Origin of the sequence: Bacteroides acidifaciens (assembly GCF_903181435.1) — a bacterium.
In the GTDB taxonomy this organism is placed as follows: domain Bacteria; phylum Bacteroidota; class Bacteroidia; order Bacteroidales; family Bacteroidaceae; genus Bacteroides.
The window spans coordinates 1,194,724-1,218,904 of sequence record NZ_CAEUHO010000001.1 but is presented as its reverse complement, the minus strand read 5'-3'; the positions used below and the strand labels follow the sequence as shown (position 1 = coordinate 1,218,904).

15 protein-coding genes are annotated in these 24,181 nt (G+C 41.7%); 5 read left to right on the top strand and 10 right to left on the bottom strand.

Features of this window, described 5'->3' with window-relative positions; translation table 11 throughout:
- Positions 1–74: 74 nt before the first annotated feature.
- From CLIN57ABFB40_RS04895 to CLIN57ABFB40_RS04850, 10 genes are all read right to left on the bottom strand, one after another.
- Positions 75–1,115 carry a glycosyltransferase gene (locus CLIN57ABFB40_RS04895; protein WP_175629133.1) on the bottom strand — a complete coding sequence of 347 codons (1,041 nt, stop codon included), beginning with the start codon at positions 1,113–1,115 and terminating at the stop codon, positions 75–77.
- Positions 1,112–2,335 (bottom strand): hypothetical protein, encoded by a 1,224-nt coding sequence (locus CLIN57ABFB40_RS04890; protein WP_175629132.1) that lies wholly within the window; start codon positions 2,333–2,335, stop codon positions 1,112–1,114. Before CLIN57ABFB40_RS04890 ends, CLIN57ABFB40_RS04895 begins: the two co-directional genes overlap by 4 nt.
- Positions 2,319–3,872, bottom strand: a complete 1,554-nt coding sequence (locus tag CLIN57ABFB40_RS04885) for a lipopolysaccharide biosynthesis protein (RefSeq protein ID WP_175629131.1) — start codon at positions 3,870–3,872, stop codon at positions 2,319–2,321. The genes CLIN57ABFB40_RS04890 and CLIN57ABFB40_RS04885 overlap by 17 nt, the downstream gene beginning before the upstream one ends.
- Positions 3,873–3,926: 54 nt before the next feature.
- Positions 3,927–4,967 (bottom strand): NAD-dependent epimerase/dehydratase family protein, encoded by a 1,041-nt coding sequence (locus tag CLIN57ABFB40_RS04880; protein WP_175629130.1) that lies wholly within the window; start codon positions 4,965–4,967, stop codon positions 3,927–3,929.
- 11 nt (positions 4,968–4,978) lie between these two features.
- Complete coding sequence (locus tag CLIN57ABFB40_RS04875; protein WP_175629129.1) at positions 4,979–6,280, bottom strand: nucleotide sugar dehydrogenase; 1,302 nt, start codon at positions 6,278–6,280, stop codon at positions 4,979–4,981.
- Between the two features lie 313 nt (positions 6,281–6,593).
- Complete coding sequence (locus tag CLIN57ABFB40_RS04870) at positions 6,594–9,017, bottom strand: GumC family protein (RefSeq protein ID WP_175629128.1); 2,424 nt, start codon at positions 9,015–9,017, stop codon at positions 6,594–6,596.
- Positions 9,018–9,026: 9 nt separating this feature from the next.
- Positions 9,027–9,869 carry a polysaccharide biosynthesis/export family protein gene (locus CLIN57ABFB40_RS04865; protein WP_175629127.1) on the bottom strand — a complete coding sequence of 281 codons (843 nt, stop codon included), beginning with the start codon at positions 9,867–9,869 and terminating at the stop codon, positions 9,027–9,029.
- 16 nt (positions 9,870–9,885) lie between these two features.
- The gene (locus CLIN57ABFB40_RS04860) at positions 9,886–11,814 is read right to left on the bottom strand and encodes a polysaccharide biosynthesis protein (RefSeq protein WP_175629126.1); all 1,929 of its coding nucleotides are present in this window, start codon (positions 11,812–11,814) and stop codon (positions 9,886–9,888) included.
- Positions 11,815–12,081: 267 nt separating this feature from the next.
- Entirely contained in the window at positions 12,082–12,672 is a 591-nt protein-coding gene (locus tag CLIN57ABFB40_RS04855; protein ID WP_175629125.1) for a UpxY family transcription antiterminator, read from the bottom strand.
- A gap of 253 nt (positions 12,673–12,925) precedes the next feature.
- Positions 12,926–14,434, bottom strand: a complete 1,509-nt coding sequence (locus tag CLIN57ABFB40_RS04850; RefSeq protein WP_175629124.1) for a DUF3078 domain-containing protein — start codon at positions 14,432–14,434, stop codon at positions 12,926–12,928.
- Positions 14,435–14,623: 189 nt separating this feature from the next.
- On the opposite strand from CLIN57ABFB40_RS04850, the gene CLIN57ABFB40_RS04845 reads away from it, so the two are divergent.
- The 5 genes from CLIN57ABFB40_RS04845 (at position 14,624) to CLIN57ABFB40_RS04825 (ending at position 24,150) form a co-directional block, all read left to right on the top strand.
- A complete protein-coding gene (locus CLIN57ABFB40_RS04845) occupies positions 14,624–16,234 on the top strand; it encodes a CTP synthase (RefSeq protein WP_175629123.1) in 1,611 nt (536 codons plus the stop codon).
- 25 nt (positions 16,235–16,259) lie between these two features.
- A complete protein-coding gene (gene yidC, locus CLIN57ABFB40_RS04840) occupies positions 16,260–18,116 on the top strand; it encodes a membrane protein insertase YidC (RefSeq protein WP_175629122.1) in 1,857 nt (618 codons plus the stop codon).
- 82 nt (positions 18,117–18,198) lie between these two features.
- The gene (gene bexA / locus CLIN57ABFB40_RS04835) at positions 18,199–19,530 is read left to right on the top strand and encodes a multidrug efflux MATE transporter BexA (RefSeq protein ID WP_175630338.1); all 1,332 of its coding nucleotides are present in this window, start codon (positions 18,199–18,201) and stop codon (positions 19,528–19,530) included.
- 223 nt (positions 19,531–19,753) lie between these two features.
- Positions 19,754–20,689 (top strand): fimbrillin family protein, encoded by a 936-nt coding sequence (locus tag CLIN57ABFB40_RS04830; protein ID WP_175629121.1) that lies wholly within the window; start codon positions 19,754–19,756, stop codon positions 20,687–20,689.
- Between the two features lie 29 nt (positions 20,690–20,718).
- A complete protein-coding gene (locus CLIN57ABFB40_RS04825; protein ID WP_175629120.1) occupies positions 20,719–24,150 on the top strand; it encodes a fimbrillin family protein in 3,432 nt (1,143 codons plus the stop codon).
- Positions 24,151–24,181: the final 31 nt, after the last annotated feature.

Below are 24,181 nucleotides of genomic sequence, written 5' to 3'. Positions count from 1 at the left end.
ATATTTCATACTCAAAATTAAGCAATTATTAATTAGAATTATAGAAATGAATTATCGTATAATCTTACAACCAATTAAATATATGATTTGAGTAATTTAATATAGAATTTTATTTTTTGTTTCAAAGACCACTGCGAAATATAAGTCTTCAACTTAGAGTTTATTGCTATAAGCGAACTTCTTCGGTATTTTTTATCTTCTATAACATGATATGCGCCATTACAGAGTTTTTCAGCCATCAATCTTTTAAGTATTTCTCCATTGAAATATTCTGAGGTTTTAGGATTTTGAGTAACCTTTAAAGCAAAATTTTCATAAGCTCTAACTTTTTTTATAGTATCAGGATAATAGCCAGAAGCGAAGGTATTATACGTCTCTACCTCAAAATCTGTACATCCATCATTTAGCTCTGTCTTTTTCAAGAAGTTTAATCGTGCTCTTTGAGAACATTCTTGCTGAAATCCATGTTTGGCTTTTGATATGCTTTCTGCATGAGCCCGCATATAAAGCAACGGCTCACTCATGTTGGCAAATTTTAAACCTTCACAAATACAATCAAGATATAATGCATGATCCTGAGAACAACGATAATCAGGATTATAATTAAGGTGATGATTTTCCAAGTCAGCTCTTCGAATCATAATGCTAGGATGCATCAATGTAAAGCTAATAAAAAGAGTAGCCTTTATTATCTCATCACCTTCAGGTTGTTTGGCTAAGCTTCCATCACCCGGTTTATGAGCAAAATAAGAAACAGATGTACCAAGTATTGTTATGTCTTTGTGAGTATCCATCCACTCTATTTGCTTTTGAAGTCTGTCTTGATATGCTATATCATCAGCGTCCATTCGGGCAATATAATCAGATTTTGAGCGTAACACCCCATCTGCAAGATTCCAAGTCAATCCTTGATTTTTCACATTGGGACGATATACTATACGCAAATCATGATAACTCTTGATAATTTCAGATGTACTATCCGTTGAACAATCGTCATAAATGACAAATTCAAAATCCTTATATGTCTGATTGAGTATGCTATCAATGGCTTCACGAAGGAATTTTTCTCCATTATACACACTCATTAAAACTGTTATTCGGGGATTTGTATTCATAAACGGTTTTTTATCGGGATTTCGTAACCAGGAAAACGACCTATATCAAAACCATTAGGCATTCCTAAAAAATTCATTTCGTAAGCTAAACACAAAATACGAAACCAAGTTGCAAACATCGAACTTTCATCGCGTTGACTTGTTGTTAAAGAATGTCCCCCATACTCTTGCCTTGACCGAACATAGAAGGAAAAGCCTCCATCTGAATTACGACTGGACAACTGCCAAATCATAGCTCTTTCTATCAACGGTTTTATCAATCTTGTATTGCTAGTAGTAGCATAACGCAAAAGAGGATCGATGGCATCAATATCTTCACATGCACCAGCATTTCCACCGTCAACAGTCCATCCTCCCCAAGAATTTTGAAGTGGATAAATAAATTCTTCTATCTGTCTTTTAAAAGGAACATCCATACCTTCGTATTCAAATAGTGGATAAAAGTGATAAGCAGCACGAACTACTCGATATCGTTCACTATGACTTAATTCGGAAATTGGTAGTGAATGCCACATGCCTGTAGACGAATTTTGTTTACTTAACAGCCACTGTGCCATGGATTGTATGGCTGCATCTGCACGGTCTTCATGCATATAGTCACGAACATATTCCAAGACGGTATAGAGATTCATAAAATAATTGCTAACAGTCCATACATCATCTGCAAAATCAAAATGATTCATCCATTTGTTCAAATAATCCAAATTATAATATTTTTCCAAATATCTAAGTGGATACCTAGGGAGAATATTCAATCTTGCTAAAGCAATTATCATATGACCCATTAGATGATGTTTACCCCAACCTTCATTCCATTCGCCTTGATGTTCATAGGCAGGACAAGATAGATTAGGATCGTAATATAATCCATCCTCTGGAGATTGAAAAGAGTTAAGATATTCTGCCCAAGCATTCAAGTCATCCTTACTTCGTTTATCAAGAACTCCTAAAAGACCTTCTAACATTACTGCATAGATACTTGCATAAAGGCATGGTTGTGAGCAGCTGTTAGCATACTTGTAAGTATATGGAGCAATTTTTACACTATCCATATATGCTAGTATATCCGATTTTAGTGTCTGATACTCCAGTTCAGTAAACCCTTTAATACCTTTTGAAGCTATAGCATTAACAACATCATAATCTTGCGCATATACTGCATGTAACTTCGACATCAATATTTTTTTTGCCCGTGTTTTTAAATTACCGATAGTGTTCATTTTTTTTTAGTTTCAATTTCACGATTATTCTGCCAAGGATATTCTTTTCACTTTGGTCAAACAGTAAAAACCACGATGCTACTATCATCGCTACGCACGAAACAGCACTCGTTATTATTAATCGTAGGAATGAAGGCTCTTTAATTGCATAGACAATTCCCAACCCTGCTACAAAAGAAACCAATGATACACCAAGAATTGGAAATAGAACCATTTTTGCCCATTCTGAAATTCGGATGTTTAATAGAGAGCGTCCAAAAAAGAGTCTTGTGACTGAGCAAGCAGCCATACATCCAGCAATAACCCAACTTACACTGATAGCATCACCTCCTAACTCCAAAACAAGCCATGCAATAGGCACACTTAAAATACAAAGACTTCCCGTAATAATCTGATACCATTTAATCTTACCACTTGCCATAATACCAGACATATGTCCAAAAGTTAAATTATCAAGAATCATCTGCAAAAGCACTAGTCGACAGAATGTACTTGCCAATAATGGAGGATTTTTTAACCAAAGAACTAACAAATAGTCTGCCTCTAGAGCAAGTGGGATTGCCATGATAGCCATTAAAAAAGAGCCAAACTTAGAAGCTCTCATGACAGTTTTCAACATCCCCTCCTTGTCATCAGCTCCTGCTAAAGTGGTAATTTGAGGTTGAAAAGCACCCATCAGTGCACTGGACAAATTTTGAGTATAACTTGCTAAAGCACCTCCTACTTGATATGAAGAATTAACATAAGTATATTTCATAGGTGGATAATACTTATTTAGAAGGATAGCTGGAAGTTGGGTTCTTGCCAAATACCCCAAACTACCAAACAAGGACCATCCAGAGAACGAAAACACCTTCTTTATTCTGTCGCGATCCCCCCAATAGGAAAGATTGATTTTACACCCCGCAAATGCATATCGTGCTCTTAGAGCTTGTCCGATACTTAATGAAACAGCCAAGATTACTGTAAAACCAGAATACACAAACCATGCATCTCCTGTATAGGTAGTTAACCAATAAACAAATCCAAAATTTGCAAGAATACGAGCTATATCCCAAAGGGATGCTTCAGCAATATTCTGAGTAGCAGTAAACATAGCTATATATGGAGTATTAAACATTATCCAAAAAGCAGCAAACAATGAAAAACGAAATACCCAGTGTGCTGTAACTAATCTATCCGCTGGTATATTAAGGAAATTATCGATAACCCACTCACCTATGGGTGCTCCAATAATTACTAATAAAACTGCAAGGAAAGTGTGCACACATACAGCAACATTAAACCATCTCACTAAATCATCATTATCTTCTTTCCCAATGGAATAAGCAAAAAAACGAGAACATGCTCCAGTTACCACAGAATTTAAGAAGGTTATAAATATAATTAGACTGCCGACAACTCCCATCAATCCATAGTCAACGTCACCTAAAGATTGTAGTACCCATCTACTAGAAAATAAACCTAATGCCATTCCAAGCAACGTACGTCCGTATGTTGCCATTGCATTTATCGCTACTCTTTTATTTGCGTTCATATATTACTTTCGATGCTATTTTACATATGAATACTATCTGACTTATACACGGAGTTACATATAAAACTCCTTATACCACACTGCAAACTTATGCAATCCTTCTCTTAATGATGTATTAGGCTTAAAACCCAAATCATTTTCTATAGGTGTAGTATCCGCATAGGTTACGGAAACATCACCCGGTTGCATAGGCACAAGTTCCTTGTGCGACTCAAAATCGTAATCAGTCGGTAACACTCCAGCACGAATCAATTCTTCTTGAAGAATTTGAACGAAGTCGAGTAAATTTTCAGGCTGACTGTTACCTATATTATATACCTTATAAGGAGGAATAGGCAATCCATCTTCACCTTTTTGGCGTTTAGGAGCTTTTTCCATTACGCGAAGCACGCCTTCAACTATATCATCTACATAAGTAAAATCACGTTCACAGTTTCCATAATTGAAAATCTTAATTGATTCACCTTTTATTAACTTATTGGTAAAACCAAAATATGCCATATCTGGACGTCCCGCAGGACCATAAACTGTAAAGAAACGCAAACCAGTACTTGGAATATTATAGAGTTTAGAATATGCATGCGCCATCAACTCATTACTTTTCTTGGTAGCAGCGTACAAGCTAACAGGGTTATCCACCTTATCATCTGTTGAATACGGTACTTTCTTGTTGCTACCATAAACACTTGAACTACTTGCATACACTAAGTGCTGTACCCCCAATTTTCCACCATCATAAGAATGGCGACAAGCTTCAAGGATGTTATAAAAACCGATGATATTAGATTCGATATAAGCATCGGGATTACTGATACTATAACGTACACCAGCTTGAGCTGCTAAGTTTACAACGACTTCAGGAGTATACTTGGCAAAGGTATCATCAATGAGTCGCCTATCTGCAATATTTCCCTTAATAAAAACGAAGCGAGGATTTGAAGCCACCTGTTTCAATCTCCATTCTTTGAGGCTTACATCATAGTAATCATTCACACTATCTAAACCAATTACTGTAACGTCTTCTCTATCGTCCAAAAGACGTTTTACCAAATTTGAACCGATAAAACCGGCCGCACCAGTTATTAGTATATTCATTCCCTACGTTTTTAGTCTCTTTTAAAAATATCCCGTGTATAAACTTTACCTTTTACATCATCCAAACTTGTATCATAACGATTGGCTACAATTGCTTGACTTTGTGTCTTAAACACTTTAAGATCGTTTACCACCTTGCTTCCAAAAAAGGTAGTGCCATCTTCGAGTGCAGGCTCGTAGATAATCACATTGGCACCTTTGGCCTTGATGCGCTTCATCACCCCTTGAATGGAACTTTGACGGAAGTTATCTGAGTTTGACTTCATGGTGAGGCGATACACACCAATGGTCACTTCCTTTTCCCTACTGACATCGTATGAACTATTGCTTTCGTATGCCCCAGCAATCTCCAGTACACGGTCGGCAATAAAATCCTTACGAGTACGGTTACTCTCCACAATGGCAGTCATCATGTTTTGGGGTACATCCTGATAGTTCGCCAAAAGTTGTTTGGTGTCCTTAGGCAAACAATAACCACCATAACCGAAGCTAGGGTTATTGTAGTGCGTACCGATACGGGGATCTAAACCGACACCTTGAATGATAGCTTGTGCATCCAAGCCCTTTACCTCAGCGTATGTATCCAATTCATTAAAATAGCTAACCCGTAAAGCCAAATAGGTATTGGCAAACAACTTTACTGCTTCGGCTTCTTTCATTCCCATGAAAAGCATAGGAACTTCTTCTTTTATAGCTCCTTCTTTCAAAAGGGTTGCAAAGATATGAGCAGCATTTTCCAAAGCCGGTATGTCGGCTATGGCTTTAATCGCTTCATTTTCTTCACTAAACTGCTTATTCTCAATAATTTTAGGATAACCTACAATTATGCGACTTGGATAAAGATTGTCGTAAAGGGCTTTGCTCTCACGAAGGAACTCTGGAGAAAAAAGAAGATTGAACTTTCGAACTCCTCTTCTTGCATATTTTACATACAAGTTCCGGCAATATCCAACTGGAATTGTCGATTTGATTACCATGATGGCATTTGGGTTCACACTTAGAACAAGATCAACTACATCTTCGATATGGTGCGTATCGAAATAATTTTTCACCGGATCGTAATTAGTAGGTGCCGCAATCACTACAAACTCCGCATCTTGATAGGCTTTCGCACCATCAAGAGTTGCAGTTAGATTCAAAGGCTTCTCTGCCAAATATTTCTCGATATATTCATCTTGAATAGGTGACTGTTTACGATTCAACATATCCACTTTCTCAGGAATGACATCAACAGCTATCACTTGATGATGTTGCGCCAAAAGCGTGGCTATGCTAAGACCAACATAACCTGTCCCTGCTACTGCAATTTTCATTTTATAGATATTTTTTTAATATTATTCCAAACATTTCTTTCGATATTTCTTAAGGTCAAGACATCGAATACTGTTCAGTTTCTCTTTGTAAGCATCCAATTTTGACATATATGGTATTTAAAAAAACTTTAAGTTCCTTCTCATAAAATTCATCAAAAACAAGATTCTTTTTACAATTATTAATTGGTATTCCGATTATCGTTTTTTTCATTTATAATAATGCAAAATTATGTAACGTCCTCTTTCTCCATACCATTAATTAACAGGGGATTTGTCTTTAAACACAGACATATATTTGATATTATTTTTTTAATTAGTCTGGTCTTTTTACCTTATGTTCCCCATACCCATAGCCGTATCCATAACGTTTTCCATAACCATAGTACTTACCGTATTTACCATAACCATAATAATAACCATATTTCTTTTTCTGAAGGTCCAAACCATTGATGGCGATACAAAGATTTGGCAATTTATTATTCTCGGCAAGTTCGTTGATTAAAGTAAACTCAGCCTTACGGGTGTAATCAGCACGACATACATAAACAGATAAGTCCGCTACACGTCCTATGAGCAAAGTATCTGTCACCATACCTATAGGAGCAGTATCCAGTATCACATAATCAAAATTCTTCTTCAGTGTTTCAACAGCCTTCTCCAACCCGTCACGAGCCAACAACTCGGTCGGATTGGGAGGTACTGTACCACCGGGAAGAATATATAAGTTCTTGTTTATATCAGAAGACTGTACCAAATCCATCAGATTTATAGCAGGATTAGTCAGAAATTGAGTAATACCATGATCTTTCTTAGGTATGTTGAAGACCTTGTTCAAGCCCGGTTTACGGATATCAAGACCAACTATCACAACTTTCTTCCCTAATAAGGAAAGACTGATAGCCAAATTGGCGGATATAAAGGACTTACCCTCACCACTAATGGTAGAAGTAACCAAAATTACATTCTTACCATTTTCAAGCATGAACTGAAGATTGGTACGGACATTACGGAAAGTCTCGCTCATAAGATTGTTCTGGTTCTCAAATACGGCAATAGAACCCGTCTTTTCATCTGCCAATGGAATATCACCGATAACAGGGAGCGAAGTCAGTTTTTCAATATCTGCACGACCTTCTACCTTGAACTTGGTCAGCCCAATCAGATAGATGATACCTACCGGAATACCTATTCCAAATACCAGAGCCGTCAAGTAAATCGTGCTCCGCTTCGGGGAAATCGGAGCACCGTCTGCCTGTGCCTCGTCAATAATCTTGGCATTATTGGCTATGGCAGCTAGCACAATAGCATTCTCCTCACGCTTCTGAAGCAGCATCAAGTACAAGCCGGACTTGATTTCCTGTTGGCGGGCAATACTAACAAACTGTCGTTCCTGAGTGGGCGCATCACTGATACGACGAGAATAACGACTCGCCTCACGGACCAAATCCGCTCTAGTAATCTCCAAACCTTTCAACGTTGCATCCAAAGTGGTCTGTATATTACCACGCATCGCACGGATGCTGGCATTTAGATTTACAATTGCCGGGTTGCTTTCCGTGGATGTACGCAACAGACGGTTACGTTCAGCCACCATTTCATTATACCTGTCAATTGCTCCCGCTACACCAGCATCCTGCAAACCGACATTTGAAGGTAGTACTTCATATTCAGTACCCTGCAGATATCTTTGCAAATCCATGACAAGATTTATCTGAGTCTGATTCTCCACACGTTTCTTCTCATATTCAGCATTACCCGTCAAAGCAATCTGGGCTTCACTTGTCAAATCTGTGATACCCGCACTACGCTTGAAATTTTCCAAATCGCGTTCCGTGCTGCCCAGTTCTTTTGAAATGATACCTATACGTTCGTCAATAAACTCTGCCGTCCTCTGAGCCACCTCATTCTTATCATTATTAGCATTGATATTATACATCTCAAGCAGCTTGTCTATATAGTCCTTACCACGTTGGGTATTGGAGTTCTTTAGTGAAACGGTCACTACGGAAGTAGCCTTCGAAGTAGGAGTTATCGACAGGGAACCGGCGTAGCCTTTCGCTACAGAAAAAGGTCTGTTAATATAAGCAGTAATATGACGTTCTTTTGTTACACTTTCCGGACGGATTGGTGACAGAGTATCGTTATTCGCAAAAAAAGCAATTGTACCTTCATTAGTAGGAAATACGGCAGGCAATTTCTCAAAACGTTTCCGGTACTCTTTCTCTCCCACTTTAATCTGTACATCCATCACACCGGAAGGCTGCAAGTACATACCCACTTCCATTGTCTGTGGAAGCTTGTCCGCTTCCTGTGGAGTCAGGCTTACCAAAACCGGAGAAGTACGATACAACTCCTTTTTGGGAAACCTGTCCTCGTCTATATAAGTCACAAACAATCCCAAAGAACTGACCACTTCCCTTGCCAATGTCCTGGAAGTCAAAACCTCAATTTCATTCTCTATATTACTTGATGAAGAGACAAAACCGTTCATCCCCATCTTTTCCAATTCGGAAGACATATTCGCACCACCGCCTTTCTTCTCATCTTTGATCAGGACTGTGGCGGAAATATTATATATAGGTGTTGTCAGACGTAAATACCCCCATGCAACAGCAATACAGACTATTACCGAAGCTACGAACCACGGCCAATGAATCAGATAACGGAAAAGGATTTCCTGAATATTGATTTGTTCTTCAGAGTGTGCCCCCGTTCTTTCTTTTCTTTCCTCAATCATATTACAATGCTACTTTTTGATTTTGAAGATTGTTACTAATATACTTGCCAATGATACTAAAACAGAAGTAGCAGATAACCAAAGGCCTGTGCTATTACTGATATCTGAATTACGGGCCTTCGCTTTGTTAGGAGTCACATATATAATATCATTCTGCTGCAACCAATAGTAAGGGGAAAGAAGAGTTTCAGCCTTATTCAAATCCAATGTTATGATCTGCTGTTTACCGTCGACACCTTCACGAATCAATTTTACATTGTCACGAATTCCATAAATAGTCATGTCACCCGCCATAGCTAGGGCCTCCAACAGATTCACTTTTTCATTGCTGATAGTGAATGTACCTGGAGCGGCAACTTCACCCAAGACAGAAATTTTATAATTGACCATACGGGCGGTAACAATCGGTGTTTCTTTGATGTAAGGTTTCAGTTTCTCCACGATCATTTGCTCCACCTCCTTTTTGGTCAGTCCACCCACTTTCAAGATTCCCAATACAGGAAAATTGATATTACCCTCATTATCTACCAGATAAGTCTGTGGGGAAGATTGGGAAGCACCCTGTGAGTTTCCGGCAGTCAAACCGACAGAACCGCTCGCTCCCAGGTTGAAAGGAGCTGCCAATTCTGGATTGGTACATGACACCATGATAGTAAGCTGATCCTTAGGCATTATCCTAGCATCATACAGAGTTTCCTGTTGGATAGCCTGTCCCACCGCTTCTGAGTCCTGCAAATAGGGAACTTTCTTGTATGACTGACAGGAAGCAAGCAGAAAGAGTACAAACAGGCAGGAAAGTATTCCACCGACTTTTTTCCGCATACTTGCAGCAATGCAAAATGAATTGTTCATAATATATTCTAGTTTATTATTCTTTATCCAGCACCTCAAACCGTGGAGAATTCTTTGATTTGAATTCAGGAACCACTTTCTTCATCAGTCTGACCGTATCCATGATCTTAACCGCACGGGAAAGTCTCTCAAATTCTGTGTACGTATCAAGGATATCGGCATACTCATACCGACGGACTTTAGCTATCATAATTTTCTTGTTCTCGGTCGGAAGCGTATTTTCCTTATCACTCAATACCTCTTCATAAAGTTTCTCACCAGGGCGCAAGCCTGTGAATTCTATCTTGATATCCTCTCCCGGACGATAACCAGCCAGTTCAATCATACGGGTAGCCAAGTCGACAATCTTAACGGCCTTACCCATCTCAAAGACAAATATCTCATTACCCTCTCCCATCGTAGCGGCTTCCATTACCAAACGGCAAGCCTCAGGAATAGTCATAAAGAAGCGGATGATATCAGGGTGAGTGACTGTAACAGGTCCTCCATTCTCTATCTGTTCCCTAAAGCGGGGAATCACAGAACCGTTACTACCCAAGACATTACCGAAACGGGTAGTGATGAATTTCGTATGTCCCTTAACCTTACCCTCACGGATGGCACATCCCAGACTCTGTACATAGATTTCCGCCAGACGTTTAGAACACCCCATCACATTGGTAGGATTAACGGCTTTATCAGTAGAGACCATGATCATTTTTTCAGCACCATATTCTACTGCCATATCAGCTACCTGACGGGAACCTGTGACATTCACCAGAACAGCTTCGCAAGGATTTTCCTCCATCAAAGGTACATGTTTGTAAGCGGCAGCATGAAAGACAATTTGTGGATGATAGAGCTCGAATACCATACGTACGCGTTCTTTCACACGCACATCACCAATCACAGGAATAAAATCTATGGCAGGATAATTCTTCTCGAATTCAAGACGGACATTATGCAAAGGAGTCTCGGCAGAGTCAAACATGATGAGTTTCTGAATGCCCATCTGTACAAGCTGACGGCAAAGTTCACTGCCGATACTACCGGCAGCACCGGTTACTAACACAACCTTGCCCTGGAATTCTTCGGCGACCTGACGAAGATTGATGTTTATTTCAGCACGACCCAACAAGTCTTCAATCTTAATGGGGCGTATCCACTGGTGGAAATTACCGTCGGAATCCGCCTCACTGATAGTGGGAGCAATCAGAGTTTTAAGCTTATTGCTTTTACAATACTCCAAAAGGCGGTTCTCCTCCAGACGGGTATCCTCATAACGGGCAAACAGAATACCCTTAATACCACGCTTGCGTATTATATAGTCAACATCCGCTTCGTTCTCAAAATAATAAATAGGAAGATCCGCCAAATGGCGACGGCTGTTGTTTTTGCCATAAACATAAAAACCTGCGACCTTATAATGCGCACTGTCACGGAGACGCAACTTCAAAGCCACACTCTCCTCATCAACGCCATAAATAAGGATACGTGTATTCTTTTTATTTACCCAATCCAACAAAAGATCGTAAGTGATGATAAGCGAAACACGAAAGACCGTCAGCGCAGCCAGTGTCAACAGACCGTCAAACAGAAGGTAGGAGACTTTATAATTATCAAGCAGTTGTGTGTCGGATATGATCCAAAAAGAAATCACAAACAAACATCCTATTTTGAATAATACAGCGCACATGATACGCCAAAGCTCGCGTGCCTGAGAAAAGCGGATAGTATTGCGATAGGTGTGAAACAACAAGGCTCCGGCAACACTTGCCGCCAAAGAAACGCCAACCAACAGACAAAGCACCCGGTCACTCATCGGAACATGCGCCATATAATGAATAACGGCATAAGCGACCAATGAACATAAAACAGATACCACCGTATCAATACCCAAAATGATCCAATAACTCAAATAGTTCTTACGAGCGTATTGAGCTATACCCCTTAATGTTTTTTCCATTATAGTATAAACGAATAAATTATATTTCAAATTGATTTATTTGATCGATAATTATCACCTTCTGATAGTTACGCACTCTTCTACACTGCATCTTTCAAAAGATACAATTTATCAATACTTTCATGGATTTTTATTTATTCGAGAGGTCACCGGTATATGTATCTGATTTTTCATCACCGATGTCTGATAGACTGTCTGCTAGATTTCGCAAACTTTCATTACATTCTTGTAGTAGAATCCCCATACCCCCATAAAATAAAAAGATGATTAATCGTGTAATTTCCCCTTTTCCGATACCGGCTCTACACATCCAACCGGTATATCCACGCATGCACACCCTAACATTGTCAATCGGACAGCAACCTTTGATTTCCCATTCACATTTACCAGTTCCCCTTCCAGTCCTGCTAATGGTCCTTTGATTACCCGTATCTTTTCTCCCGGTGCCAATGGTGATGTATTCATACTAATCGTCTCATCCGAATAGTCGAGCATAAATTTGAATCGCAACATTTGCTGGTCGGGAATAACAGCCGGAGTACTCTCCCCACGTAGTACCATGTAACGGCTGATTGAAGATAAGGTCAGGACTTCTTTTTGTTCATGTGGATCAACATGAACGAAAATCATCATCGGAATTAATACCCGGTCGACAATTTTACGGCGATCGCTCCATTGATGCACTTCCTGTTGAATCGGAAGGAAGTTTTCAATCCCCATTTTTGTGAGACGCTCACTCGTTTTTTTCTCGTGACAGATGCGTACAATTGCCACTAACCAACGTTTTGAGCGTGCTACGCCGCTGCCAATCACATTTGTTGGCAGAGTTTTTCGATCGTCATTTTTGTTAATGATCATGTAATTTAGCCTTCATTTCTCCGCTACTCATAGAGTAACGGAATGAATTTGGTTGCAAATATAGGCAAAATTATAAATAGTAAACAAGAAAAAACGCTTTCTTTTTTTACACACAAATAGAAATATACAGTTAAAACTATTTTGGACGTGAAAAATCCGCTATCACATTGGTTTTATTTTACTACCCATATTTTATACAACATCCCTAAACAAATCAGGCGCGGAAATTCCGCGCCTGATTTGTATTTCTTACTTACCATTTATAATTGATACCGAAACTGAGCAATTCTTTCAACTGGAAGAAACTCTCACCTTCAGTCGGTTTGGAGCTATCATCAAAACGGGTATGCACATAAAGCTTGGTGGAAAGATAACGGTTCAGGACGAAGTTGAATGTGTTCTCCCATTCAACACGCGCCCAATGATAGTTGGTCAGATAATTGAAACGGGATTCCAAGGTTACGGCGGAGATTATCGTCCAGTTGAGTGTCGCTTGCAACTGGGAACCAAAGTCATTCTTAGAGCACTTACCTTCGTCCAGGCCGAATTTGGTTTCGTCTACTTCCGAGCTGCCGATATAACGCAAGTTGTAAGTCAATGGTGCCATAAAGACAGAAAGATTGAATTTCTTCTTACTCAGTTTATAGTCCATACCGACACTGACCGCCAAATCTGCCGGTGACATGAACGCTGAAACCAATTCTTCACTGTTAGCTTTATAGCCGTTGAAGAACTGGGTCTTGAATTCAGAAGAAATAGTATAATACCAGTTTTTAAAAGCTCTCAAACCTAGTTTGTTATACAAACGAAGTTGGTCGGTATTAAACAGATACTTATGGTGTTCGTCCGAAGGAGTGGAAGTCATGCCCACTTTTGCTTCAAGTTGATTCTCGAACAGGACTTTTTCATTGTCGTTGTAGTTCGCGAAGATTTGGAAAGTCGCCAGACCGGAGAAGTTGCTTTCTCCCCCCTTGTACCAGTTGTCCGAGAGGTGGTTCTGGCTGATTTGCAGCGATCCGTTACCCCCGGTCACCCACCAGTTGGGACGGCTGATTTTCATATCCGCCTTACCTACATTACTATCCATATTTTCCGGCTGGAAGAGATGTACAACGCTGGCTTTCGGAGATATCCTTGGCTTCACATCGCGACGAAAAACATCACGGCTCATGATACGGTCTTCTGTAGTGACTACCAGTTGCGGTTTTTGCAGATAAAGATCCATCAATACCTTATTGACTATTGTATTGGCACGTTGGGTTTTGGTAAATGCCAATGTGTCATAAGGAAGAAGTTCGGCTGTTAGCTGGAGAGTGGTGTCCGGTTGTGCCGGTTTCCATTCCAGCTTTGAATATTGCTCCATCGGGGCATAATAATATGCCAACGGAGTAAACAGGCGGAAGTAGTCGGGATCGGACGGAATGTAACGCGCAGGTACGGAAAGATCATTCAGATAATCCAACTGGGCGATATACTTATTATATAAATAAGAGACCGTATCCAATTTAGGTATCGGACCCGACATATTAAGTTTGAGCATCAAATATTTCTGAAGCTCTGCTGAAAGCGTATCTTCCTTCACAACATTGGCTTCTGCCACCACTTTTGAAGATTTGGCTTTCTTGGCAGGTTTGACCACTTCAGGGGCAGGTTGCACCGAGTCGACCGGAAGTACGGAATCACCGACAGGCTCCTGCGCGGAAAGCGGTAACGATAATAATGACAGGATAAAAGCTGAACATAAAGTAGTAATTCTCATCATATTTGTCTATGGTTTAGGCTGCAAAGCTACATTATTTTGTTCAGAAATCATAGGAATCTTTTAAAATTGCATTTTTTAATAAATTTGTAGAGACGAAAGACAGCATTCTTCCTCTTTTTTTTATATTTTTGCGCTTTTTAAGTTCGTAAGAATACTACTAAGTAAACAATTTTTAAAACAGTTATAGCTGTGGGAGAAACAAAGTATATTTTCGTCACCGGTGGTGTTGCCTCTTCATTAGGAAAAGGCATCATCTCATCATCCATCGGTAAGTTGCTGCAAGCAAGAGGTTATAATGTAACCATCCAAAAGTTTGACCCGTACATCAACATTGACCCGGGAACATTGAATCCTTATGAGCACGGAGAGTGCTACGTAACCGTAGACGGTCATGAAGCCGACCTCGACTTGGGACACTATGAGCGTTTCCTGGGCATACAAACGACAAAGGCGAACAACATTACTACGGGACGTATCTACAAGAGCGTCATCGACAAGGAACGTCGTGGAGACTATTTGGGAAAGACAATCCAAGTGATTCCACATATCACGGACGAGATCAAGCGGAATGTGAAGCTGTTGGGTAACAAATACAAATTCGATTTTGTTATCACCGAAATCGGCGGTACGGTAGGCGACATCGAGTCACTCCCCTACCTCGAAAGCATCCGTCAGTTGAAATGGGAACTCGGCAAAAACGCTCTTTGCGTACACCTGACTTATGTTCCTTATCTTGCCGCTGCCGGAGAATTGAAAACAAAACCGACACAACATTCGGTAAAGGAACTGCAGAGCGTAGGTATCCAACCTGATGTATTGGTATTACGTGCCGAACATCCGTTAAGCGACGGATTGCGCAGAAAGGTTGCACAATTCTGTAATGTGGATGACAAAGCTGTAGTGCAGTCCATCGACGCGGAAACAATCTACGAAGTACCCATCCTGATGCAGGCACAAGGACTGGACAGCACTATTCTTGAAAAAATGGGACTGCCGGTAGGAGAAACTCCGGGACTCGGCCCATGGCGCAAATTCCTGGAACGCCGTCACGCAGCAGAGACTAAAGAACCGGTCAATATTGCATTGGTAGGAAAGTACGATTTGCAGGATGCTTATAAGTCTATCCGTGAGGCTTTATCACAGGCAGGTACTTACAACGACCGCAAAGTGGAAGTTCATTTCGTGAATAGCGAAAAGCTGACAGACGAGAACGTAGATGAAGCTTTGAAAGGTATGGCAGGCGTCATGATTGGTCCGGGATTCGGTCAACGGGGTATTGACGGCAAGTTTGTCGCTATCAAATATACGCGTACGCATGACATTCCGACTTTCGGTATTTGCCTGGGTATGCAATGTATCGCTATTGAATTCGCACGCAATGTACTGGGATACGCTGACGCCAACTCACGCGAAATGGATGAGAAGACTCCACACAATGTGATAGACATCATGGAAGAGCAGAAAGCAATCACCAATATGGGTGGCACTATGCGCTTGGGTGCTTACGAATGTGTGTTGCAGAAAGATACCAAGACTTACCAGGCTTACGGGCAAGAACACATTCAGGAACGTCACCGTCACCGTTATGAGTTCAACAATGACTACAAAGAAAAATATGAGGCTGCCGGCATGAAATGTGTAGGTATCAACCCGGAATCGGACTTGGTGGAAATTGTAGAAATCCCGGCATTGAAGTGGTTTGTAGGTACGCAATTCCATCCGGAATACAGCAGTACGGTACTGAACCCACACCCGTTATTCGTAGCGTTTGTGAAAGCGGCTATCGAAAACGAAAAATAATTAGTAATTTGTAATTAAAATAAGAATGGATAAAAACACCATCACAGGTCTCGTTTTAATAGGTATATTATTGGTAGGATTCAGTTATCTAAGCCGTCCTAGCGAGGAACAGATAGCTGCACAAAAAAGATACTACGACTCTATAGCCGTAGTACAGCAGCAAGAGGAAGCGCTAAAGGCGAAAACGGAAGCTGCACTGGCTAACAGCAAGCAAGAGACTGCCGCATCGGCAGCCGATTCTTCTGCCCTATTTTTCAATGCCATGCATGGAACTGACTCCAAAGTCAGCATCCAGAATAATGTAGCGGAAATCACTTTCACGACTAAAGGCGGACGTGTATATTCAGCTATGCTGAAGGATTACATGGCACAAGACAAAAAGACTCCGGTCATGCTGTTCGACGGTGATGATGCTTCGATGAACTTTAACTTCTACAACAAGGAAGGCGCTATACAGACAAAGGATTGTTTCTTTGAAGCTGTGAACAAAACGGATAGTAGTGTTACTATGCGCCTGGCTGCAGACAGAGATAGTTATATCGACTTCATCTACACTCTGAAACCGGACAGCTATCTGATGAACTTTGAAATCAAGGCAACGGGTATGGCGGACAAACTGGCAAACACCAAATATGTGGATATCGACTGGTCGCAACGTGCCCGCCAATTGGAAAAAGGATTCACTTACGAAAACCGTTTGTCTGAACTGACTTACAAGGTCACAGGGGAAAATGTAGATAACCTGTCGGCTGCCAAGGATGACGACAAGAAGTTGGAAAACCGTATCGACTGGGTAGCATTCAAGAACCAGTTCTTCTCTTCTGTATTTATTGCTGAGCAGGATTTCGAAAAAGTTTCTGTAAAGTCAAGAATGGAACAGCAAGGCAGCGGATACATCAAGGATTACTCGGCTGAGATGAACACGTTCTTCGATCCGACAGGTAAAGAATCGACAGAGATGTATTTCTATTTTGGTCCGAACCACTTCAAGACGCTGAAAGCACTGGATAAGGGTCGTACCGAAAAATGGGAACTTCACAGACTGGTATACTTGGGCTGGCCGTTGATCCGCTGGATTAACCAATTCATTACTATCAACGTATTTGACTGGTTGTCCGGCTGGGGCTTGAGCATGGGTATCGTGCTGTTAATTCTGACTATCATGGTGAAAGTCGTGGTTTACCCGGCTACCTGGAAAACTTATATGTCTTCTGCCAAGATGCGCGTGTTGAAACCGAAAATCGACGAAATCAGCAAGAAGTACCCGAAGCAGGAAGATGCGATGAAGAAACAGCAGGAAGTGATGGGGCTTTACAGCCAATACGGGGTAAGTCCGATGGGCGGCTGTCTGCCGATGTTGTTGCAGTTCCCTATCCTGATGGCTTTGTTTATGTTCGTGCCGAGTGCTATTGAGTTGCGCCAACAGAGTTTCTTGTGGGCGGACGACCTTTCCACTTATGACGCTATCATCACATTCCCGTTCCATATCCCATTCCTTGGCAACCACCTCAGTTTGTTCTGCTTGCTGATGACGTTGACAAACATCTTGAACACGAAGTACTCGATGTCTATGCAGGATAACGGAGCACAACCGCAGATGGCGGCAATGAAATGGATGATGTATCTGATGCCGGTTATGTTCTTGTTTGTCTTGAACGATTATCCGTCAGGTTTGAACTATTACTACTTCGTGTCGACGTTGATTAGCGTAGGTACTATGATTCTGCTTCGTAAAACAACTGACGAAACAAAATTACTGGCTATCCTTGAAGCGAACAAGAAAGACCCGAAGCAAATGAAAAAGACCGGATTTGCCGCCCGCTTGGAAGCGATGCAAAAGCAACAGGAGCTATTGCAGCAGCAAAGACAGAATAAGAAATAAGGAATAAAATCCTATATATTCTGAGAAAGCCGGACATCCTATTTTGGTTGCCCGGCTTTCTTTCTATAAAAAACAAAGTATGATGAAGACTAAATATACTTATAAACAAATATGGACTATCGCCTATCCCATCCTCATCAGTTTGATTATGGAGCAACTGATAGGCATGACGGACACCGCTTTTCTCGGGCGTGTCGGCGAGATTGAACTGGGAGCATCCGCCATTGCCGGTGTATATTACCTTGCTATCTTTATGCTGGCTTTCGGCTTCAGCATCGGAGCCCAGATATTGATTGCCCGTCGCAACGGGGAAGGGAATTACAAAGAGATAGGATCGATCTTCTATCAGGGTGTCTATTTCTTATTGATAGTGGCAGCTATCTTATTCACGCTATCCGTTGTATTCTCACCGCATATATTGAAGAATATCATATCTTCTCCGCACATTTACGATGCAGCCGAAAGTTATATACACTGGAGAGTCTACGGTTTCTTCTTCTCTTTCGTTGGCGTCATGTTCCGTGCGTTCTTCGTAGGAACCACCCAGACCAAGACACTGACATTGAACTCCATTGTGATGGTAGTCTCGAATATAGTATTCAACTATATTCTGATCTTCGGTAAATTCGGTTTCCCACAACTGGGTATTGCCGGTGCCGCCATCGGTTCTTCGTTAGCCGAAATGGTTTCGGTGATTTTCTTCATCATCTATACATGGAAACGGATTGACTGCAAGAAGTATGCACTGAATATCCTGCCAAAATTCCGTGTACAGATGTTGAAACGGATTCTCAACATTTCCGTTTGGACGATGATTCAGAACTTCGTTTCCCTATCGACCTGGTTTATGTTCTTCCTCTTCGTGGAACACTTGGGAGAACGCTCTTTGGCAATAGCCAATATTATCCGTAATGTATCGGGAATTCCGTTTATGATTGCAATGGCTTTCGCCTCTACCTGCGGTTCGCTAGTCAGCAACCTTATCGGTGCAGGCGAACAGGATTGCGTACGGGGGACTATCAGACAGCATATCCGTATCGGATATATGCTCGTAATACCGATATTGGTATTCTTCTGCCTGTTCCCAGACCTGATTCTGAGTATCTATACGGACATGCCTGAATTAAGGGAAGCATCCGTCCACTCTCTTTGGGTGTTATGTTCGGCTTATCTGGTACTAGTCCCCGCCAATGTTTATTTCCAGTCGGTATCAGGTACGGGAAACACCCGCACAGCATTGGCTATGGAACTCTGCGTACTGACCATTTATATCGCTTACTCAATGTACTTTATCCTATATCTGCGGATGGACATCGCATTTGCCTGGACAACGGAGTCTGTATATGGCATTTTCACATTGATACTCTGCTACATGTATATGAAGAAAGGAAACTGGCAGAAAAAGAAGATTTAGCACTAAAGCATCGCTTTACGGGTGCTAAAGCTAAGCTTTATGAGTCGTAAAGCATAGCTTTAGCCCTCCGAAAGCGATGTTTTAGCAATAAGACATCCGGATGTTTTTCCCCTCCTTTCAAGTTCGAGCGCACACAAAATTTATTCTTTATGAACCATTATGAACTTGATTTGAATAAAACAACAGCTTACTTTTGCAATGAATATCAAAAAAACTAATCATTATGAAACTACATTTATTAGGGGTAAGTTGTCTTTTAGCACTGCTGAGTGCCTGTTCATCAGGGGAAGAGGAACAGACGAAGATACCCGAAGTACCATCCACGAAGCAAATTCCCATTACATTGAATTGCGTGGCAAGCACAACAAGCACCAACGAAATGGCAAATGCCGGCACCCGCGTCACCGATTGGGGTTATGAAAGCCAGGACAAAATCGGACTGTATGTGGTGAACTACAACGGCACAACACCGGGAACATTGCAGAACAACGGCAATCACGTGAACAACATGCGATTCACTTATAACGGAACATGGACACCTGACAACGAAATCTATTGGAAAGATGAAAGCACGAAAGCGGATTTCTACTGTTATTTCCCGTATGGGACGCCTGCCGATGTCACATCTTATGCCTTCTCCGTGAAAGAAGACCAGTCTACCGAAACAGCCTACAAAGCCAGTGAATTCCTCTACGGCAAGACTTCGGGAGTGGCACCTACAGCGGAAGCAGTCAACATCACGACCAAGCACATGTTTAGTTGCGCGGTTATCAATGTCAAGGCAGGCAACGGATTCACAGACGAGACCTTGGCGCAATCGGCAATAAGCGTAAAGATGAACGGAATAAAGACCGGAGCAGCCATCGACCTCGTCCACGGAACTGCCACTGCTACGGGGGATGCCCACACCATCCTTCCGCTCGAGAACGGGAACAACCGCTCGTACAAGGCACTGATTGTCCCTCAAACTGTTTCGGGCAATAATTTTATTACGGTTAATATTGACAACAGAAACTTCAACCTCAAAAAGGAATTTACTTTTGTCGGAGGAAAAAGACATACCTTCTCCGTGACCGTGAGCAAGACCAGCAACGGCATCAATGTGGGAATCGGTGCTTGGGAAGACGATGATATCGACAATGGCGGCATAGCCGAATAAGCAAACAATCACATAAAAAGCATATGCATATGAGAAAGCGATGGCATTATTATATGGCATTCGGTGTCGCTTCGGCACTGATGCTCACGTCATGCAACGACAACGAGGCGCTGGAAGGCGTTTCGCAGGGACAGGACTCGCGCATCATCTCCCTGTCGGGAGAGATAGACCAAGTGGCTGTGACCCGTGTCAACGACAATGGTTTCTGTGATGGTGACATTATGGGGGTATACGTTGTAGACTATAATGGCAACACACCGGGGACATTGGCAACCAACGGCAATCGGGGAACGAACGTTCCTCATACTTTCGATGAAGCCGCCTATAAATGGAATTCTGCCTACGACATCTATTGGAAGGACGACCACACCCATGTCGACATCTATGGGTATTATCCATATGCCTCGCCAACGGATGTAAACGCATATGCATTTGAAGTACAGAAAGATCAAACGAGAAATAATGGGGATGAAATGGGAAGTTACGAAGCAAGTGACTTCCTTTGGGGAAAGGCAGCGGACGTAGCACCTACGGATAGAATAATCCGGCTGCCATTGCGGCATAAGATGAGTAATGCCCGCATTACCTTGAAAGAGGGCGAGGGATTCGCTGAAGGAGCATGGATAGAACTGGAGAAACAAGTACTGGTTCTGAACACCAAGCGTAGTTCGGTGATTGACCTCGCCACAGGTAATGTGACTGCTACAGGCGAAGTTGCCAAGACAGGGACTATCCCATTCCGCAAAGACAATGAATTCCGCGCCATTGTGGTGCCACAGACTGTAGAAGCAGGAAAAGTGCTTTTCAGTATTACGGTAGATGGAATGCCTTATACGTTTAAGAAGGAAGAAGCATTTACGTACATAGCCGGGAAAATGCATAATTTCACTATTCAGGTGAATAAGAAGGAAGCAAGCGGACAGTATGAGTTTAAACTCATTGATGAATCTATTACGGCATGGGAGAATGATATGGCTTCGCATGAAGCTACCGCAAAAGAGTATATTGTGATTCATGTGGAAGAGGCGGGGACGTTGAAGGAGTGTATCACGGCGGCGAATAAGGATTATACGAAGTTGCAGAATTTGAAGATTACGGGAGAGATTAATGCGACAGATTTCTCTTTCATGAGAAATGAGATGAATAAGTTGCAGTCATTAAATCTAAAGGAGGTGAGAATAAAAGGAATTACAGAATATAGCAATGATGAAATTCCCGGTAATGCAATGAAAGAAAAAAAGACTCTTATGCATTTGCTCTTACCTGATAAACTTAAAGCTATAGATAATGGTGCATTTTACGGTTGTAATTCTTTAATCGGTTCTTTATACATACCCGAAGGAGTTAACACTATTGGTTTTGATGCCTTCAGAGGTTGCATCTCTCTAACCGGATCTTTATATTTACCCTCTACGTTAGAAGCAATATATGATGGTGCTTTCTTGGGATGTTCTTTCACATGCGAACTTTCACTACCCTCTCATTTAAAACATATAGGGAATTGGAGTTTCAATAGTTGTGATAATTTATATGGAGCACTTTATCTACCAGACAAATTGTCCTACTTAGGTGAATATGCATTTTACCATTGCAATTCATTATCCGGTTCTTTATCTATCCCCCCAACTATTACTACAATTAAAAATAGTACATTTAGTAATTGCGGATTCGATGGTACACTGACTTTGCATAATGGAATTACAGTAATCGAAGGTAATGCATTCAGCTGTTGTCGCTTTAAAGGGGAATTAATTTTGCCTAAAGAGTTAATCATTTTAGAAAGAAATGCTTTTGAGGGTTGTAATTTTTCCGGCGAGCTTAAACTTCCCTCAAAATTAGAAATAATTCATGAAAATGTATTTCGGGGAAATCACCGTATCTCGGGAACTTTAGAAATACCAAGTAATGTCATAGCCATCGGTACAAACGCTTTCTCTGATTGTACATCATTAGAAGGTATCATTTTTCCCAAAAGTATAGAAAATATCGGAAACAATGCATTCTACAATTGTTTCGGCATCGGTTCCATCGTATGCCAAAGCACTATTCCGCCCTACATATCCACTGGTGCCTTCGATGGAGTGCCTAAAGATAATTTTATCGTTGAAGTTCCCGAATCCACTGTTACCGACTACCAAACAGCACCAGGCTGGAACGAATTCAAACGTATCGGCACCCATCACGAACTAATCTGCCGTCCTGCCATTGCCAACGCCCTCAATACCCGCTGTACACGTAATCTGATATTGAATGCAGAAGGCGATTGGGAAGTGACAAGTATGCCCGACTGGTGTAACCTGTCACAAACGAATGGCTCGAAGAAGACGGAGTTGACACTGACTATCGACGAAATGCCTAAGGGTACGACCGAAGGACGTACAGGTGAGATTGTTTTTAAACTGAAAGATAAGTATTACACCACGAAATGCACAGTCAATCAGTATGATTACCAATATGGTGAAGACGAAATCGTGACCCTGCAAAAGGCAACCCAAGGAAACAATGGCGGCATCAATCTTGTGTTCTTGGGCGATGGCTACAATGCCAAGGATATTGCCGAAGGCAACTACTTGAAAACTATCGAGGACCAGGTGGAGCGTTTCTTTGCCATCGAGCCTTACACCACCTATCGCAACTATTTCAATGTGCACACCGCCATTCCCGTCTCATTGGAAAGCGGCATCGGCACAGTCAACACCATTCGCTATACCAAGTTCGAAACCACATTCAGAGGTGGTGTAGGATTGCAGTGCGACTATGATGCAGTGTTTAACTATGCCTTGCGGATTCCGTCTGTGACCCGGGCAAACCTGAATCAGACGCTGATTGTCATGACTCCGAACACGACCGACTATGGCGGCATCTGTAAGATGTGGAGCGATGGTTCCGCCATCGCCTTCTGCCCGGTAAGCAGCGATACATACCCGTATGACGCACGCGGCATTATCCAGCATGAAGCCGGCGGACATGGGTTCGGCAAGTTCGGTGACGAATACATCTATCATAATTCGTTCATTACCTTCTGTGATTGTAATAGAAATCAGTGTTGCAAACACGTCTCCGAATTCAACGGTGCCAAGGCCAATGGTTGGTACGACAATCTTTCACTGACGGGCAAAATGCACGAAGTACCTTGGAGCCACCTGATATTTGACGAACGCTACAGCGACCGGGTGGACATCTACGAAGGCGGATTCATGCACAGCCGTGGGGTATTCCGTTCGGAACAGACCAGCTGCATGAACAATAATATCCCCTACTACAGCACCATCTGCCGCGAGTCTATCGTGAAACGTATCAAGAAGTATGCAGGCGAGACATATTCGTTCGAAGAGTTTGTACAAAAAGACAAGAAAGATGCGGGAGCCATCACACGCGCTATGGATGCCCCGTATGCAGGAAGCCGCGTACATACACATCAATATCCGCCACGGATTCATAAAGGCAGCCCGCTGAAATAGTCGGAAGGAGACTATACACTCTGAATAGAAA